This window comes from Pseudoalteromonas sp. RW-H-Ap-1, assembly GCF_048318575.1.
Lineage (GTDB): Bacteria > Pseudomonadota > Gammaproteobacteria > Enterobacterales > Alteromonadaceae > Pseudoalteromonas.
This window is the reverse complement of the sequence record NZ_CP166996.1, coordinates 3,349,374-3,368,516: the sequence shown is the minus strand read 5'-3', so window position 1 is coordinate 3,368,516 and position 19,143 is coordinate 3,349,374. Positions and strand designations below refer to the sequence as shown.

Here is a 19,143-nt window from a genome sequence, read left to right as displayed (position 1 = left end):
TAATAAACAACACATCATAATAAGTCTAGACTCACGGCATCATGGCCACTCACCAACTATAACTTTAAGCTGAACTAATCGATATTGAAAAGTAAACGGCCTTCTACTAATTACCGAGGCTAAACAGTCAATCACCACCCTAGCTGAAAACAGTAATGATAAAAAGTTGACCGCTGAAAAATCTACTTTATATAAATTATTTACAACCTTAAGAGTTATTCGTAGATAGGCAATTCACCGACTAAGTTTGAAGCAGTTAAGTACTAACTCTACAGCTAAAGGAAATGAGCTTGGCTGCTAATAATAGGAGGGCGTTCAGAACTCATTTTTTCAAACCGATGTTTTAATTCTTGTTTGAGCTAGTGCATCTTTTAAAGCAAAAAAAGGAGCATATCTGCTCCTTATTCATCTTATTTCTCGCAATAAGCTAATATTACTTCTCCGCCAAGAGGGGCAATATTATTTTTCAGATTAAAAATACCAACCATCTTACTAAAAATTTCATCAATTTTATCCGCTAAACTTTTAGTACCACCGTTAATATTAAATATCTCTTTCTTATTTAAAGTTTTCATTAAATCAAAACAAAATATCAATTAAATCCTGAATAGTTTCATTAATACTATCAACTATTGATTTACCACCATTCACTTCTTCTAATTGTACTGCGTTTAATTCTTTCATTTTTTATTCCTCTTATAAGTACTATTAATTAAACTTCACAACTACCAACTGAAATAGTAAAATCATTGCCCTTGATAGAAATTGTTTGGCTATAACACTTACCACCAGTAATATCTGTAACAAGCTGACTATGAGTTATTTCGTACATACTAAATATCCTTTTATTCCATTACACCAAAACAAAGCACCAAATCACCATCATTCAATTTAATTGCAACACCACTACAAGTACCTGCACCCAGAATTGAACGGAACAAATCGTAATTATTTAACTCTTTCATCTTAATTCCTTTATTTATTAACTTTCACTTTTGCCAATACAAATACCATACTCACCATCACTTGTTCCTAACCAAACTCCACTACACTTTCCACCAGAAACAAATATTTTAGAACCTGCATTTAATTCAATCATTACTTTTTCCTTATTCCACATTTACGCCAATACAGATTGAGTATTCACCCGCTTTAATACCAATACCCCAACAGTCACCTGCACCAAAAACACTATTTGTAATCTCTTTTTTATTAAGTTCTTTCATTTTATTTTTCCTATCTGATTATTTAATTTTGATACCAACACATACACCATAATAATGGTCAACAAGCATAAAAACTGGACTTGAAATACATGTGCCACCGACAATATAGTTAACGTTATATAATTCTTTCATTTTTAATTCCTCTTATAAGTACTATTAATTAAACTTCACAACTACCAAGTAGTATTGTAAATTCATTATCAAATAGTGTTACGGTTTGGCTGTAACACTTACCACCAGTAATATCTGTAACAAGCTGACTATGAGTAATCTCGTACATACTAAATATCCTTTTATTCCATTACACCAAAACAAAGTACCAAATCACCATCATTCAATTTAATTGCAACACCACTACAAGTACCTGCACCCAAAATTGAACGGAACAAATCGTAATTATTTAACTCTTTCATCTTAATTCCTTTATTTATTAACTTTCACTTTTGCCAATACAAATACCATACTCACCATCACTTGTTCCTAACCAAACTCCACTACACTTTCCACCAGAAACAAATATTTTAGAACCTGCATTTAATTCAATCATTACTTTTTCCTTATTCCACATTTACGCCAATACAGATTGAGTATTCACCCGCTTTAATACCAATACCCCAACAGTCACCTGCACCAAAAACACTATTTGTAATCTCTTTTTTATTAAGTTCTTTCATTTTATTTTTCCTATCTGATTATTTAATTTTGATACCAACACATACACCATAATAATGGTCAACAAGCATAAAAACTGGACTTGAAATACATGTGCCACCGACAATATAGTTAACGTTATATAATTCTTTCATTTTTAATTCCTCTTATAAGTACTATTAATTAAACTTCACAACTACCAACTGAAATAGTAAAATCATTGCCCTTGATAGAAATTGTTTGGCTATAACACTTACCACCAGTAATATCTGTAACAAGCTGACTATGAGTTATTTCGTACATACTAAATATCCTTTTATTCCATTACACCAAAACAAAGCACCAAATCACCATCATTCAATTTAATTGCAACACCACTACAAGTACCTGCACCCAGAATTGAACGGAACAAATCGTAATTATTTAACTCTTTCATCTTAATTCCTTTATTTATTAACTTTCACTTTTGCCAATACAAATACCATACTCACCATCACTTGTTCCTAACCAAACTCCACTACACTTTCCACCAGAAACAAATATTTTAGAACCTGCATTTAATTCAATCATTACTTTTTCCTTATTCCACATTTACGCCAATACAGATTGAGTATTCACCCGCTTTAATACCAATACCCCAACAGTCACCTGCACCAAAAACACTATTTGTAATCTCTTTTTTATTAAGTTCTTTCATTTTATTTTTCCTATCTGATTATTTAAGTTGATTCATTAGATCTTTAATGGCTTGCAGCCATGCACCCTCATGATAAATCGTTGAAACACCACCATTCACTAATTCCAACTGAACTATATTTAATGTTTTCATATATCTCCCCTATTGAAAAATCTTTGGAATAGTTGGGACTTTAGGCCCAATTACACAGCCACCATCTACAATGCCGCCATTAGCTTCTTTCACTTGCATTATGTTCAATTCATTCATAATATTTTCCTATCTGATTATTTAAGTTGATTCATTAGATCTTTAATGGCTTGCAACCATGCACCCTCATGATAAACCGTTGAAACACCACCACTCACTACTTCCAACTGAACTACATTTAATGTTTTCATATACCTCTCCTATTGAAAAACCTTTGAAATAGTTGGAACTTTAGGTCCAATTACACAGCCACCATCTACAATACCGCCACTAGTTTCTTTTACCTGCATTATGTTCAATTCATTCATGATATTTTCCTATCTGATTATTTAAGTTGATTCATTAGATCTTTAATGGCTTGCAACCATGCACCCTCATGATAAACCGTTGAAACACCACCACTCACTACTTCCAACTGAACTACATTTAATGTTTTCATAAACCTCTCCTATTGAAAAACCTTTGAAATAGTTGGAACTTTAGGTCCAATTACACAGCCACCATCTACAATACCGCCACTAGTTTCTTTTACCTGCATTATGTTCAATTCATTCATGATATTTTCCTCTTTAAAATTTAAGGTTACTGTGTTTAGTAAGACGACTGATTAAGTTTTGGTATTTCAATAGGGCCACATATAACAGGTCTGCTCCCAGTAGAAATTGCACCACCATTCACTTCAGCTTTTTCATATACACTCAAAGTTTTCATTTTTTATTACCTTTTATTTGTTTTATACACATATCTAATATTAAACTTAGCTTGGAAGAGACCTTGATATAATAGGAATCTAGACTCTAGATTTAATCAGCAAACGGCCTATTTCATAACCTAAATTATATGACAGCTTACTTCCGTCATTAACTTCGTATAATTGATATCTACTTTTTACTTAACTCTTTATTTGATTAAATTTTCATAGTGATCTCTGTACCATTTCTCCCATGGCCATTCAAAGCCACCGTTTACACTTTTCATTTCATTTAGGTTTAACTCATTCATTTATTTTTCCTTTTTTATTAATTAACTTAGTAAAAAACTTCCGTCTGAACTTGTGTCTGTAAACTCTTCATTTTCAATATTTAAGCTATTTATTTTCTTTATAGCTTTAGTTCGTGAACCTAAATCTGGCTTATCTACTTCTATTGCTTCACCATATCTAAGCTCTATAACTCTATCTGCACTGGCTATTGTTTCAGGCCTATGCGCAATAATAATGCGTGTCACATCTAAATTTTTAACGGCTTCGTTTACTGAAAACTCTAGCTTTGTATCTAAGTTACTTGTTGCTTCATCCATAAATAGAATTTTAGGTTTTCTGTACAAAGCTCTTGCTAGTAATAAACGCTGTATTTGTCCGCCCGATAATGCAGCCCCCATATCACCAACGAGTGTGTTGTAGCCCATTGTCATTTGTAAAATATCGTTATCTATAGCCGCAATTTTGGCTGCCCATTCAACTTGTTGCATATCGAACTCTGGGTCAAAAAACGATATATTGTCTGCTATTGACCCTGATAGAAGCTGGTCGTCCTGCATTACAGCTGCAATCTGCGTTCTATATTGACCAAGTCCTAGCTGTCTAATATCAACACCGTCTACCTCAATCTTTCCTTCGTCGGGTTCAAACAATCCAAGCATTAACTTTGCAAGTGTGGTTTTACCGCAACCCGACGGGCCAATAATGGCGACTGACTCTCCGGCTTTAATTGATAGGTCTAGGTGTTTAAATACCGGTGCTTCTTTTTTGTTGTATCGGTAATTAATGCCTTTAAGCTCTATATCGCCACTGATTTTTTTACCGCTCACTTTCCCTTGAATATCTTGCTCTTTCTCAGTTAAAGAAATATCAGCTAGGCGGTTAAAATGAAGGCTAAGCATTTTAAATTCGATTATTTTTTCGATTAAGCTTGCCATTTTTTCTACAAATTGGCGTTTATAAGCCATAAAGGCAAACAACATACCGACCGTTAAATCACCTTCCATGACCAACATGGCTGCAAAGTAAATAACTAGAACATTTTCAAGGCCAAAAATAACTTTATTAAACGCTTCGTAGCCTATGTTTAAATGGCCTACTCGTATACCTGAGTTCAAGCTATCTGCATATTTGTTATGCCATACACTTTGTCTTTGCACCTCTCGGCCAAACAATTTTATAGTTTGAATACCTCTCACTGTTTCCATAAAGTTAGATTGCTCTTTAGCTTGGTTAACAATGACCTCCTCTGACATTTGACGTAATGGGCGATACATTGCAATTCTGAATACTGCATAAATAGCAATTGCAATTAATACGATAACGCTCAGCTTTGGGCTATATAAAAAGATCATAATGAGTGTCGCAATAGCCATAACACCATCAATAACCGCTTCAATCACACCTTTAGTTAGAAGTTCTTTTACCTGTTGCAGTGAACCGAACCGAGAGACAACATCACCAATATGTCGCTTTTCAAAATACTGTAAAGGTAGTCTGACTAAATGATGAAATAAGTTTGCCCCGAGCTGTATACTCATTAAATTACCAAAATGCAGTAATAAAACACTCCGTACAGCTCCTGTCACCATCTCTATTGCCATCAACAGTCCAAAGCCAATAGCTAAAATAGCGAGTAAATTTTGGTCATAGCTTAAAATAACCTCATCAACTACCAGCTGCATGTAATAAGGACTCGCTATTGCAAATGCTTGCAGTAATAGTGATAAAACAAATACTTTACCTAGCGTTGACTTTAAACCGGTTACTTTGCTCCAAAAGTCAGATAATTTTAAGTTCACCCGCGAATCTTCAGATTTAAACTCTTCAGTTGGACTAAGCTCTAACGCAACACCTGTAAAATGTTTAGAGAACTCCTCCATTGTATATTTTCGTTCGCCTAAACCTGGATCATGTATCTCTATTGACTTTTTATTTACCTTTTTAAGAACCACAAAGTGATTCATATCCCAGTGTAAAATGCAGGGTGTTTTAAGCTGTGATAAATGTTCTAAATCTAACCTTAGTGCTCGTGTGCTTAACTTTAATTTATCTGCAATTTGCATTAGCTCTTCAAGGTTTGCACCCTTCAAAGATATTTCGTGTTCTTGGCGTAAACTAGTTAAGTCTGTTTTGTAACCATAATAGGCGGCAACCATTGCTATACTTGCTAACCCACACTCCGCGGCCTCTGTTTGTAAAATTACCGGGAGACGTTTTGTTCCGCTAAATTTTAATAAATGCATTGGGTTTTCCATCATACTGCTCCCTTAATGCTATATATTGGCTCAAATAACCACTCAAAGAGTGAACGACTATCTACCATAATGTCTGCTTCGAGTAACATACCTGCTTGCAAAGGAACTGAAGCTCCATAAGCTTGTGCATTTTGATTCGTTAGCTCTACAACCACTTGATACATTGGCTCTTGGAGCGACACTGGTAAAGCCGTCTCGTTTGGTAAAAGTATTGACTTAGAAACACTTTTTATTTCTCCGTCATAAATACCAAAGCGTTGATACGGAAATGCCTGATAACGAATGCGTGTACTTTGCCCTTTCTGCACAAACCCATATGCCCTTGTGGGTACAAAAAGAACGGCTTCTAACTTTGTATCTTCTGGTAACACTGCCATCAATGGGTAATTTGATTGTGCCATCATCCCTGGCTTAACTAATAAGTTACTAATACGGCCACTACGCTGACTTCTAACATCATAACTACCTTGCGATTCAGCCTGGCTAATTTGCTGATTTATGTTTGCTAGCTGAGAACGCAACTGCGATTCAACCTCTTGTTGGTTCATTGGCATTTGTATTAATTCAAACCGGTACTGACTTAGTAACTCTTGCTGAGAAAGTAAGCGAGCCTCAAGATCTTCTGCTTGCTGTTGTATTGCAAAGTAATTGTCTTTAACCGTTTCTAAATCAGCATTCGAAGCAAATTGTTTTTCTATTAATAGTTCTGTATCTGCAACTCTTTTTTTACTTAAAACTACCCGTTTACTTAGTAGTGACAGTTGCTTTTGCGCTTGCTCAACTTGAAAAGTAGTACTAGCAATTTGAGACTCTAGCTTTTCAACACTGACACCAGCCAATGACTTTTGTGTTTTTAAATTCTCATTAATATACTGCTTTTGCTTTATAAGCTGACTCACAATAACGTCGTTAACGTCACTTCCAGATGTAAGCAGTCGCTCCATTCTTATTCGCGCTAACAATTGGCCTTTTTCAACAATTTGGCCTTCTTCAACAAACACCTCATCAATAACCCCCGTTGTTAAAGGATAAATTTTTGATAAACCCGTTGTTGGTCGTAAATATCCAGACACCACTTCTTTTCGGTGATACTCACCTAAAATAAGATATGTACAACCAATAATCACAATGCCTAAAATTAAACCAAGGATCCAAGTAAAAGACATATGGGTTGCTATAGTGACTTCCCCATCAAGTTTTTGCCCTTGATGATCAATCGCTTCTTTACGAAATAAATCTGACATATTTACACCATTGCCTCAGGTAGTGGTGTACTACAATGTAATTTCCATTCACCTGACTCTTTCACTAGCGAATGTAAATTGCTCGACACTTTATCTATATTTTTACCATCAATTTCTGCTTTAAAGTTAACTTCATCTCTTATAACTAATAAGTCGTCTTGCTTTGCAATTAATGCAACATTTTGCAAAGTAAACTTAAAATCAAATTGCTTTCTTAGTGTTTCAAACTGTTGCTTGGTTGCATTAAATAAAGGAGAGCCTGAACAAAAATAATCCTCTAGATCATCTAAGCTACCATCGCAGATTAATGCATAGTAACTACTAAAATATTCATTAAGCGTCATAGTAAACTCCAAATTATTTAACTTTTAAAAGAGGGTTTTTATTGGCGCCCTCTGATTCGATGGAATTTATATTCACAGATAATTATTCATTTAGCAAATGTAAGAATAATTAATAAAATTATTTATTTTCAAATACTTAAATCTAAATGTTATTTATAAATAAGCTAGTAATAGTGACTAGGTTTGCTTTGCTAATATGGTAAACATATTTATGGATATAAATTTACGAAGATAATATATAAAGAAGTCTGATCCCAATGGTTGCTCGGGTCTAATTTTGTTGAACGCTTAATTTATTAACATTAATGCTAATAAAATAAGGAAATAATTTAAGTTTAAAGAAGTAACTAAGTCTCTTAGTGTCGCTAGTAGTTTATGAAAAGATAAAGCAGTCGCTAAGCAGTAAGGGGTTACTTTAATGAACCTGAACGGGGTGAACTAAAGCGGTTACGTAAAGAAACACAGAATTAAGTATGGAAAAAGGCCAACGCATTCTTTGCAAAAGAAATGAAATAAAGTTTAACTTTATTCAATTAAAAAAACAGTCTATTAAGTCCTCAGTAACGTTGCTTTGTCGCATCATGCAAGTAAGTAAATCAGGTTATAATAACTGGATAAAACGCCCAGAAGAATAATTAGCATTGATACGTTGAAGCTGTACCGAAGTATTTTCCAACTTTTAAAAAACAGAGAGCTTGTTAACCGAGAAATAGTAAAGAGACTTCGTAAATAAGACTATTAAGCTAGCCGATACCTTGTTCGTAAAGTTATGCGGCGTTTATGTTTAAAAGTCACACGGCGTTAAACTTACAAGGTAACGACTACGCGTAAACACTTAGACTCTATTGCAACTAACTTACTTAACTAGAACCTTAATCCAACGAGTACTAATCAAATTTGGGCTGGTAATGTGACTTATTTAAAAAAGGTGAAGGCTGAATGTCTTTGGCTATAGACATGGATTTGTATTCACGCCGGATCGTTGATTGGCATATAGATAAACGTGTGGAAACGAACTTGTTAAGTAAGGCGTTAATCAAAGCCTATAATTTGTGACATCCGCCGAGTAGACTCGTTTTTCATAGTGTTGTGGGATCTCAACATACCAGCTTATAATATAGTAAATTGTTAGTTAGCTATAGCACTAGAGAAAGTATAGAGGATGTTGGAGCTTATCAGAGGTAAGGTTGGAAACTCAGTAACCAAAAACACCCTATTTAATCGACCTCAATAAGCTAAATGGGGACTGTAATCATTTAATAAATCTGAACCACCAGAAACTTAATTAAGAGATCTCTTATTTGAGAAATAAATAGAAATAAGAAACTAATTGCAACTATAAAAAGCTTCATTGCTCTCCTTGTTTTTCATGCTCATACCCTCACCTAAATTCTTAATTGATACTAAAACAGATACCTGGTCTACCTTGACCACCTTAAAACGAAAGTCATATGCGCTTGAACATATGTAACTCCCTATTTTTATAGAAGCAATGTTGTCTAGATCTATGCTATTAAAGGAAAGCACACCATAAAATTCTTCGTTTTTAATTTTAAAAAGTAGCTCTCCCTTATAAAAAAAATCACCTTTCTCTAACCTTGACCCGTATATGACATTTCCCTTCAAAGTAGAGTAAACATACTTTTTTGACTCATAATTATCATACGCCATTAATAGGTCGTTTTTATTAACGAAATCGCCGTTCTTAACAAAAACTTCACTAATCTTTCCTGACTCTCTGGAATATAAATACTCCTGAAGTTCAGGAGTGTTTATATTCAAAACGGCAGAGAACGAAATTGCAGTATATAAGTTGATTACTAACAAAAAGCCTCCTTATTTTAAAACGTTAATCAATGTTGCACCTGGAATTTGAACGTCAGGATCTTTTGGTTCAATCGTCACTGTAATTCCCCCACCGTTTATCTTTTTTGTTTGTCCTAGCGCTAAAATATTATTAGCATCTAAGTCTGCTGATTTAAGAACCTTAAGTTTTTTTCTTTAATGAAAATTTCATGAGCTTTAATCCTGTAAATAGTGGTTATTATAGTTTTTTAGTGAACACGAATTAATTTACTCTAAAAATATAAAAAAATGTAATTATCAATTATTATGAAATCACATAATAATTAGACTTAAGCACTTGAAATTAAATGAATTTAACAATGTTAGCAATTAAAAATATTGAAATAACAAAAAACTTGTTTTATTTTTTGATGAGCTGTAAGATTTAACTTCCTTATTGCATTTGCATTTCTCGCATATGTAGCCCAAAGTACCGCCATACTTTGGGCATATTCATAAAAACCCAAATAAGTAGTTCCTATTTCTTCTAAAAATTAAAAACGCTTTTTTCTACATAGACTCAAACCGATCATACAAAACATACCATATTGTAGAGAACCTTAAGAAGTAGTCTCTTCTTAAACTTTACAAGCTTGTGTAATGGAAACGAATTGGGTCCGTTGGGGTTTGTAAGGTATAAAATTATATTGCTTTTATGCAAGGTATAGTTAATTTCATTAAGTGATGGATACTACATACAATTAAAACAATGCACCTGCACTTGATAAAGGTGTGCATATATTTATCGTTTATAAGTTATTACATCTAGAAAGTCTTCGTATAAACTGACTAAATTAAGACATAAAAGTTTTGATAGCTATAATGACAAATTTACAAAGTACTAGTTAATCATTTTTCTCTAGCGATAATCTCACAAGTTCATTGTTTACCAATTCAACTATTTCTAAGGTTAAAGAGCTACCTGAACTCGAAGAGTTTACATTTATAATAGCATCTTCAGCCTTGCTAGCTTCAAATACTTTTTTTGGTAATATATCAACAGCCTTTGTAAAATCATATTCGTAAATTGCTTTACCAGTCGAATGATAAACTTTATTTTGATTTATTGATAAAGAGTGTTTATAAGCAGATGGTTTAACTTTAAAGCCTTGCGTTTGAAGCCCTGTAGACAGATCAAAAAATGTTAACATATCTAAATTATTTAAAAAGACGAGTTTATTATTTTGTAACTGCCCAAACCATACTGCATTTTTTACTGGTAACAATATACTTTTAGAATTGCTCCTATTAAAAATGTAAGAGCGAGTATCCGTACCAGATTCATCTTGCACAATATAACCAATGTTTTTATCTAGCAGATAGCTAGCTGATATAAAATTATATTCGGGATTAATAACCTCTTTAACGGATAAATTTTCATAGTTGAGTATTTCTATTCCATTTTCATTAATACCGAAGGCTTCTTTGGAGTCAGAAGATACTTTAAAGTCTCGATAACTAAAGTTAACTTTTTTTGACTTGACTTTGCCATCTTTGAATACAGTATTTAGTTTTGTTGATTCCCCATCATTACTTAAAAATACAAGGTTTTCTCCAATAAAATTTGCAAACTTACTATCAAATTTTGATACACGTTCAAAATTTTGAGAAGCTAAATCAAATTTGTAAATATTATTTGTAAAAGGATATATCAACCCTAAAACATTGTTATTGTTAATTGGATAAGTTGCCGAATAGCTACTTCTACTATGAACTTTTGTTTTACTTGCTATACGGTTATTTATTAAAGAATATTGGTAAAAAATTTCTTCTTTATTGTCATACCATAACAATGAGTCGGTTTCTTTTTGATAGTTAATTGACCATATTCTATTTTTAGCCTCGTGTAGCTTAACCTGTGCACCACCTTCTAAATCAGTCATGTACAGTTCACTAGAGTTAAACTGGTGTCTCTCAAATATAATTTTATTTTTATTTTTTATAAAATATAAAAACTTATCACCATACGAATTTAGGTTTGGTGAACTTATTTGAAATTCCTCAGCGGTACTTAAGTTTCGATTAACAAGCACTGATAATTCAGAGCGATTTCTATAACCATACTTTGAATACACAATAGAATTATTATCAAGATTAATCGCATTTATTGGGTATGAAGACTCACACTCAAATAAAAACTTACTACCTGCACTACTTGTTAAACCGACTTCCCACAATTCACATTTGCCTTTACTTTCTACTCTATAAATTGCACGCTCACTATCAATTGACCAACCTGCCGGAAAAATATTAGCATTCGCTTCTGAGATTTTTCTTTCTTGCCCTGTATTTAGATTTTTTAATAAAAGCACTGAATATGATTGTTCTTCTTCAAAGAATGAAAGTGCAATGGTTGAGTTATTTGGGGAAAGTATCATTTGACTATACACTCCCTGTAACCAAGAGAGCGTTTCTTCGTTAAATTTTTTCTCTATAATGTTTGGGCTTTTTGTTTCAACCTTTAGTAACGTATCATTTGCAATCTCGTTATCTAGACTAGATAAACTTTGAAACATGTAAATACTAATAAAAACACCTAGAATTAATATAGTTATTAGTGCTATTAACTTTTTTTGTTTGTTATTAGTTTTTTCTTTTAATGCGTTAACTTGCACTAAAGCCGAAGGCTCCTCTTCATAATAAATAACTTCCGGCTCTAAAAAAAGCTATAACCCTTTCGATAGTGTGTTTTTACTACTAAGCCACGTTGCACTTCAGATTTTAGAACTTTTCTAAGCTCTGACATAGCTCGGTTAATTGCGTTGTCATCAACATAATGCTGACACCATACGTCATCAATTAAGTCTTGGCGGGTAATTATCTCATCTTTATTAATAATCAAATAAGAAAGTATTTTAAAAAGAAGCGGCTCTAACTCTCTTTCTACTTCGCCGTCAAAAATTGTTTGCAGCTTAGGGTTCAAAGACCATGCCCCAAACTTAACTTCTTTGACACTACGGGGGAAATTTGCTTCTTTCATAGTTATTATAATCCAACATCCATATCACAGCTTGAGAATGAAAATGTTTAAAACTGTTTTAAATGCAAAAAAAACATTAACGAGAGATTAACAGCTATGCAAAGTAATGTCATCCAAGCAGACATAAAAAAGCCCACATAAAGTGGGCTTTTAAAAACCAGATAGGCTTACTTTTTACGTAATTGCTGAATAACGCGTAGCTGAGCAATTGCTTCAGCTAGTTGCATTGCGGCCTGATTGTAATCAAGCTCAGCAGATGCACCTTTTGCCATTTGGGCTTCAGCGTCACGTTTAGCTTGCTCTGCAGCTTTCTCGTCCAGGTCTTCACCACGAACAGCTGTATCAGCAAGTACGGTCACTATGTTCGGTTGAACTTCTAGTGTACCGCCAGCAATATAGATGAGTTCTTCTTCACCAAATTGCTTAACTAAACGTACCATACCAGGTTTAAGGGCAGTTAGTAGTGGGGCGTGACCGGCGTTAACACCTAACTCACCTTCACTACCAGATACTTGAATAGATTCTACTAAACCAGAAAATAATTTCTCTTCAGCACTTACTACATCAAGATGTACAGTCATAGCTGCCATACTACCCTCCTAATTACATGCTTTTGGCTTTTTCTTGAGCTTCTTCGATAGAGCCAACCATGTAGAACGCTTGCTCTGGCATATCATCAAACTCACCGTTTAAGATACCTTTGAAGCCTGCAATTGTGTCTTTAAGTGAAACGTATTTACCTGGCGCACCTGTAAATACCTCTGCCACGAAGAATGGCTGAGATAGGAAACGCTGGATTTTACGTGCACGAGATACAAGTTGCTTATCTTCGTCAGAAAGCTCGTCCATACCTAGAATCGCGATGATGTCTTTAAGTTCTTTGTAACGCTGAAGAACTGTTTGAACGCCGCGCGCTATACCGTAATGCTCTTCACCGATAACTTGTGGATCAAGCTGACGTGAAGATGAATCAAGAGGGTCTACCGCTGGGTAGATACCTAGTGATGCGATATCACGTGAAAGTACCACTGTTGCATCTAAGTGAGCAAACGTTGTTGCTGGAGATGGATCCGTTAAATCATCCGCAGGTACGTATACCGCTTGGATTGAAGTAATTGAACCAGTCTTAGTAGATGCGATACGCTCTTGAAGTACACCCATTTCTTCAGCAAGTGTAGGCTGGTAACCTACCGCTGATGGCATACGACCAAGAAGTGCTGATACTTCTGTACCCGCAAGTGTGTAACGGTAGATGTTATCTACGAAGAAAAGTACGTCGCGACCTTCGTCACGGAACTTCTCAGCCATAGTAAGACCTGTTAACGCTACGCGTAAACGGTTACCCGGTGGCTCGTTCATCTGACCGTATACAAGCGATACTTTATCAAGTACGTTTGAATCGTTCATCTCATGGTAGAAATCGTTACCCTCACGAGTACGCTCACCAACACCTGCGAATACTGAGTAGCCGCTGTGCTCGATTGCGATGTTACGGATAAGTTCCATCATGTTTACGGTTTTACCAACACCGGCACCACCGAATAAACCAACTTTACCACCTTTAGCGAATGGACATACAAGGTCGATTACCTTGATACCCGTTTCTAAAAGTTCAACTGAGCTTGATTGCTCTTCGTAAGTAGGTGCTGCACGGTGGATAGACATACGCTCGTCTTCACCGATTGGACCTGCTTCATCAATTGGCTCACCAAGTACGTTCATGATACGACCTAGGGTCTTAGTACCAACTGGAACTTGAATTGCTTCGCCTGTGTTTGCTACTGCAGCACCACGACGTAAACCGTCTGTAGTACCTAGTGCGATAGTACGTACCACACCGCCACCTAGCTGCTGTTGAACTTCTAAAGTCAAACCAGCTAAATCGCCATCTGTTACTTTTAGCGCGTCATATACGGCTGGCACGCTGTCTTGTGGAAATTCGATATCCACAACGGCGCCGATAATTTGGACGACCTTACCTAAACTCATGTCTATTCCTCTCGTTAATCTTTGCCTGAAGCATTAAACTGCTGCTGAACCAGAACAAATCTCACTAATTTCTTGTGTGATTGCTGCTTGGCGAGCTTTGTTATATACAAGCTGTAACTCATCCATAAGGTCACCGGCATTATCAGTTGCAGCTTTCATTGCAACCATGCGGGCAGCCTGTTCAGAGGCAGCGTTTTCAACTACACCTTGGTATACTTGAGATTCAATGAAACGTACTAACAAAGACTCTAAAATAGCCTCTGGGTTTGGTTCATATAAGTAATCCCACGCATGTGTAGATACTTCTTCTTCAGCTTTTGGCAAAGGGAGTAACTGATCTACTATTGGCTCTTGCTTCATGGTATTAACAAAGTTGTTATATACCAGGAATAAACGGTCAATTTTACCTTCAGAGAATGCATCTAGCATTATTTTTACCGGACCAATTACGTCCTGTACTGAAGGCTTATCTCCAAGACCTGCTTTTTTAGCAAGCACTTGACCACCAAAACGTTGAAAGAAGCCAGCTGCTTTACTACCTAAAGTAGCAAAATCAGCATCTACGCCTTTCTCTTTCCACGCTTTAATGTCTAATGCAACTTTTTTAAACTCGTTTGAGTTTAAACCGCCACACAGACCACGGTCAGTAGAGATAACAATATAACCAACTCGTTTTACTTCACGTTCTTCTAAGAACGGGTGAGTAAAATCAAGATTTGCTTGAGCAACACGACCAATCACTTTACGTAATTTTTCAGCGTATGGACGGCTTGAAGCCACTCGTTCTTGCGCCTTTTTCATTTTAGACGCAGCAACCATTTCCATTGCGCTAGTGATCTTTTGAGTATTTTTAATACTGCCGATCTTGCTTTTAATCTCTTTTCCGCTGGCCATGACTCTCTCTCCGAATCAAGGTGTGCTTTAGCGGACTAAAGCGCACCATTAATAACTAAATTACCAAGTTTGCGTAGACTTGCACTTCTCTAGAAGTTCTTTAAGCTGCGCTTCGATCTCGGCGTTGTAGTTACCAGTTTCATTGATTTGAGCCATAAGCTCTGCGTATGTGCTATTTGCGAAAGAAAGTAATGCCGCTTCGAAATCCATGATTTTAGAGATTTCGATGTCTTGCAAGTAACCTTTCTCAGCTGCGAATAACGACAAAGACATTTCAGCAACAGACATTGGCGCGTACTGTTTCTGCTTCATTAGCTCTGTTACACGCTCACCATGCTCAAGTTGAGCACGAGTAGCATCATCAAGGTCAGACGCGAACTGCGAGAACGCAGCTAATTCACGGTACTGAGCTAGGGCTAGACGGATACCGCCACCTAGTTTCTTAACGATTTTAGTTTGTGCAGCACCACCAACACGCGATACCGAGATACCAGCATTTACTGCCGGACGGATACCTGAGTTGAATAAGTCAGTTTCTAAGAAGATCTGACCATCGGTGATAGAGATAACGTTTGTCGGTACGAACGCAGAAACGTCGCCGCCTTGAGTTTCAATGATAGGCAATGCCGTCAATGAACCTGTTTTACCTTTCACTTCACCGTTAGTGAACTTTTCAACGTAATCAGTGTTTACACGTGATGCACGCTCTAAAAGACGCGAGTGAAGGTAGAATACGTCACCTGGGTATGCTTCACGGCCTGGTGGACGCTTAAGTAGCAATGAGATTTGACGGTAAGCAACAGCTTGCTTAGATAAATCATCATATACGATTAATGCGTTTTCACCACGGTCACGGAAGTATTCACCCATAGTACAGCCCGAGAACGGTGCTAAGTACTGAAGTGCCGCAGATTCAGAAGCAGATGCTACAACTACGATAGTATTTGCAAGTGCACCGTGCTCTTCTAATTTACGTACTACGTTAGCAATAGTAGATGCTTTTTGACCAACCGCTACGTACACACACTTAACGCCTGTGTCTTTTTGGTTGATGATTGCATCGATTGCTAGTGCAGTTTTACCTGTTTGGCGGTCACCGATAACAAGCTCACGCTGACCACGACCAACTGGAATCATCGCATCGATAGATTTGTAACCAGTTTGTACTGGCTCATCTACTGATTGACGCTCGATTACACCTGGTGCAATTTTTTCTACAGGTTCAAAACCGTCGTTATCTAAAGCGCCTTTACCATCGATAGGAGCACCTAGTGTGTTTACAACACGACCAAGTAGACCCGCACCAACAGGAACTTCTAAGATACGACCAGTTGTGTATACTTTTACGCCTTCTGTAAGGTCAGCGTAAGGACCCATTACTACTGCACCAATTGAGTCGCGCTCAAGGTTTAGTGCGATAGCATAACGGTTGCCAGGAAGCTCAATCATCTCACCTTGCATACAGTCAGCTAGACCGTGGATGCGAATGATACCGTCAGTAACAGATACAATTGTACCTTCGTTACGAGCTTCACTTACAACTTCGAACTTCTCAATACGTTGTTTGATCAGATCTGAAATTTCAGTGGAATTAAGTTGCATGCTCTTTTTCCCAATTACGATTGTAGTGTTGTGGCTAAGCGATTTAATTTACCGCGTAAAGAGCCGTCAATTACAGTGTCGCCTGCCTTAATAATAAGGCCGCCAACTACTGTAGCGTCTTCACTACAATTCAGCTTAACTTTGCGTGCGAAACGTTTTTCAAGTGCCGCTACCAGTGATTCTTGCTGCGCTGCAGCAAGAGGTGTTGCCGAAATCACATCAATATCGATTTCTTTTTCATAGTCTGCTTTTAAAGCAGAAAATAAATGAGCAACTTCAGGTAGTGCAATCAAACGTCCATTTTCAGCCATCACCTTAACTAGGTTCTGACCTTGTTCGTTGAGCTGCTCACCACATAAGTTAATAAATAACTCAGCTTGTGCAGTAGCAGTAGGCAATCCAGCTAAAATGGTAGATGCCTGTTCATTGCTGGCAACGTGGCCAGCAAAGAACAACATGTCATTCCAGCTATCAATAGCGCCTTTTTCAACGGCAAGTTCAAAAGCCGCTTTAGCGTATGGGCGAGCGATAGTAGTCAATTCAGACATGCTCATACCCTCCTAATTACAGCTCAGCGACAAGTTTTTCAACGATGTCACTATGTGCGGCTTGATTGATTTCGCGCTCTAAAATTCTTTCTGCGCCAACCACTGCCAGAGTTGCTACTTGCTTACGTAGCTCTTCTGTCACACGGTTACGCTCTGATTCAATTTCAGAGTGCCCTTGAGCAATAATTTTTTCACGCTCTTGCTGACCACGAACAGTTTCTTCGTCAACAATTAGCATGGCACGCTTTTTAGCTTGATCAATGATATCAGCCGCTTGAGCCTTTGCATCTTTAAGCTGTTCTGCAGCTTTCTGTTGCGCTAGTTCTAAGTCTTTCTCGGCTCTATCAGAGGCAGCTAAACCATCTTCGATTTTCTTCTGGCGAGCTTCAATTGCACCGTTTAGTGGTGGCCATACGTATTTCATACAAAATAATACGAACACCGTAAACGCAATTAATTCACCGATAAGAGTGGCGTTTAAGTTCACAACCGCTCCTCCTTAAATAGTAAGCTGTTCAAAAAATAAAATTAAAGTACGAACAACAATACCATCGCGATACCAACACCAATCATTGCTACAGCATCGATTAGACCAGCAAGGATAAACATTTTAACTTGTAGCGATGGTGCAAGCTCAGGTTGACGCGCACATGCTTCAAGGAATTTACCGCCCATGTTACCAAAACCGATTGCCGTGCCGATTGCACCGAAGCCGATAAGTAAAGCTACTGCGATGTACTTAAGACCTAATACTAGTTCCATTTTTTTCTCCAAAGTTTCAATTGTAATTAAAAGTAAAAATTAAAAGTTATAAATTAGTGATTATCCGAACTTGCCATGCTTAGGTATACGATTGTTAGCATCATGAATACGAATGCTTGCAATACAATTACCAAGATATGGAATACAGCCCACACAAAGTGCAACGGTAGTTGCATTAAACCTATAGCACCTATAAGGATGAAGATTAATTCACCTGCATATAAGTTACCGAACAAACGCAGTGCCAGTGAAAACGGCTTAGAAACCAATGCGATAAGTTCTAGTAATAGGTTGAATGGGATTAAAAGAATCTGCATAGCTGTATTGTTTGAACTAAACGGGTGAAGTGTTAGTTCTTTAATAAAACCGCCGATACCTTTGATTTTAATTGAGTAACCAATCATTAGAATGAACACGCCCAGCGCAAGTGCAGCTGTCATGTTGATATCTGTAGTTGGTACAATTTTCATGTATACGTCGTGTGAATCCATACCGAATGCAGTTTCGCCAACAAAGCCAGCAAATGCAGGTAGGAAGTCAACTGGGATTAAATCCATTAAGTTCATTAAGAATATCCAAACGAATATTGTTAATGCTAATGGTGCAATTAGCTTACTTTTACCGTGGAAGGTATCGCGTACGTTGTCGCCAACGAACTCAACAACCATTTCAATGAAACATTGAAGTTTTCCAGGTACACCCAGAGTTGATTTTTTTGCGGCACTACGGAAGATCCATAAAAATATTAGACCTAGTCCGATAGACCATGCGAGGGTATCTATATGCCATGTCCAGAAGCCACTATCCGTACATGCTTTATTGAAGGCAAGACCAGCGTCGGTCGAGCACATCTTAGCATTGGTTAAGTGGTGCTGAATATGGCTAGATAGAGTAACTTCTTCTGCAGCCATGTTATATCCCAAAAGTTAATGTTT

At 36.6% G+C, this 19,143-nt stretch carries 15 protein-coding genes and 1 pseudogene; 1 reads left to right on the top strand and 15 read right to left on the bottom strand.

The features are described from left to right. Positions 1 to 410: 410 nt before the first annotated feature. The 4 genes from AB8618_RS15975 to AB8618_RS15960 all read right to left on the bottom strand — a co-directional run bounded on the left by AB8618_RS15975 (position 411) and on the right by AB8618_RS15960 (position 7,588). Positions 411 to 575, bottom strand: a complete 165-nt coding sequence (locus AB8618_RS15975; protein WP_418157321.1) for a hypothetical protein — start codon at positions 573 to 575, stop codon at positions 411 to 413. A 3,211-nt stretch (positions 576 to 3,786) separates the two neighbouring features. Beyond that, complete coding sequence (locus AB8618_RS15970) at positions 3,787 to 6,000, bottom strand: peptidase domain-containing ABC transporter (RefSeq protein WP_413402896.1); 2,214 nt, start codon at positions 5,998 to 6,000, stop codon at positions 3,787 to 3,789. Next, positions 6,000 to 7,244 carry an HlyD family secretion protein gene (locus tag AB8618_RS15965; RefSeq protein WP_413401026.1) on the bottom strand — a complete coding sequence of 415 codons (1,245 nt, stop codon included), beginning with the start codon at positions 7,242 to 7,244 and terminating at the stop codon, positions 6,000 to 6,002. The genes AB8618_RS15970 and AB8618_RS15965 overlap by 1 nt, the downstream gene beginning before the upstream one ends. A gap of 2 nt (positions 7,245 to 7,246) precedes the next feature. Beyond that, positions 7,247 to 7,588: a hypothetical protein gene (locus AB8618_RS15960; protein WP_138608910.1), complete on the bottom strand. Its 342-nt coding sequence runs from the start codon at positions 7,586 to 7,588 to the stop codon at positions 7,247 to 7,249. A 420-nt stretch (positions 7,589 to 8,008) separates the two neighbouring features. Between AB8618_RS15960 and AB8618_RS15955 the strand changes: the two are divergent. Beyond that, positions 8,009 to 8,701: pseudogene (locus tag AB8618_RS15955) on the top strand (IS3 family transposase); the annotation flags it as partial. A gap of 213 nt (positions 8,702 to 8,914) precedes the next feature. Here AB8618_RS15955 and AB8618_RS15950 read toward each other — a convergent pair. From AB8618_RS15950 to atpB, 11 genes are all read right to left on the bottom strand, one after another. Continuing rightward, the gene (locus AB8618_RS15950; protein ID WP_413401025.1) at positions 8,915 to 9,415 is read right to left on the bottom strand and encodes a biotin/lipoyl-binding protein; all 501 of its coding nucleotides are present in this window, start codon (positions 9,413 to 9,415) and stop codon (positions 8,915 to 8,917) included. 863 nt (positions 9,416 to 10,278) lie between these two features. After that, entirely contained in the window at positions 10,279 to 12,048 is a 1,770-nt protein-coding gene (locus AB8618_RS15945; RefSeq protein ID WP_418157320.1) for a transcriptional regulator, read from the bottom strand. Between the two features lie 41 nt (positions 12,049 to 12,089). After that, positions 12,090 to 12,413: a winged helix-turn-helix domain-containing protein gene (locus AB8618_RS15940; protein WP_418157319.1), complete on the bottom strand. Its 324-nt coding sequence runs from the start codon at positions 12,411 to 12,413 to the stop codon at positions 12,090 to 12,092. A 167-nt stretch (positions 12,414 to 12,580) separates the two neighbouring features. After that, complete coding sequence (locus tag AB8618_RS15935; protein WP_008112140.1) at positions 12,581 to 13,003, bottom strand: F0F1 ATP synthase subunit epsilon; 423 nt, start codon at positions 13,001 to 13,003, stop codon at positions 12,581 to 12,583. 13 nt (positions 13,004 to 13,016) lie between these two features. Continuing rightward, positions 13,017 to 14,402, bottom strand: coding sequence for a F0F1 ATP synthase subunit beta (gene atpD, locus AB8618_RS15930; RefSeq protein WP_008464175.1), 1,386 nt, complete (start codon positions 14,400 to 14,402; stop codon positions 13,017 to 13,019). A gap of 33 nt (positions 14,403 to 14,435) precedes the next feature. After that, on the bottom strand, positions 14,436 to 15,296 hold the full coding sequence (gene atpG / locus AB8618_RS15925) for a F0F1 ATP synthase subunit gamma (protein ID WP_008112136.1): 861 nt from the start codon (positions 15,294 to 15,296) through the stop codon (positions 14,436 to 14,438). A gap of 60 nt (positions 15,297 to 15,356) precedes the next feature. Next, positions 15,357 to 16,898, bottom strand: a complete 1,542-nt coding sequence (atpA, locus tag AB8618_RS15920; RefSeq protein WP_008112134.1) for a F0F1 ATP synthase subunit alpha — start codon at positions 16,896 to 16,898, stop codon at positions 15,357 to 15,359. 14 nt (positions 16,899 to 16,912) lie between these two features. Then, positions 16,913 to 17,446, bottom strand: coding sequence for a F0F1 ATP synthase subunit delta (gene atpH, locus AB8618_RS15915; RefSeq protein WP_087533920.1), 534 nt, complete (start codon positions 17,444 to 17,446; stop codon positions 16,913 to 16,915). Between the two features lie 16 nt (positions 17,447 to 17,462). Beyond that, a complete protein-coding gene (atpF, locus tag AB8618_RS15910) occupies positions 17,463 to 17,933 on the bottom strand; it encodes a F0F1 ATP synthase subunit B (RefSeq protein WP_413401022.1) in 471 nt (156 codons plus the stop codon). A 41-nt stretch (positions 17,934 to 17,974) separates the two neighbouring features. Next, positions 17,975 to 18,208, bottom strand: coding sequence for a F0F1 ATP synthase subunit C (gene atpE / locus AB8618_RS15905; protein WP_004335261.1), 234 nt, complete (start codon positions 18,206 to 18,208; stop codon positions 17,975 to 17,977). Between the two features lie 53 nt (positions 18,209 to 18,261). Next, a complete protein-coding gene (gene atpB, locus AB8618_RS15900) occupies positions 18,262 to 19,119 on the bottom strand; it encodes a F0F1 ATP synthase subunit A (RefSeq protein ID WP_138626155.1) in 858 nt (285 codons plus the stop codon). Between the last annotated feature and the right edge of the window lie 24 nt (positions 19,120 to 19,143).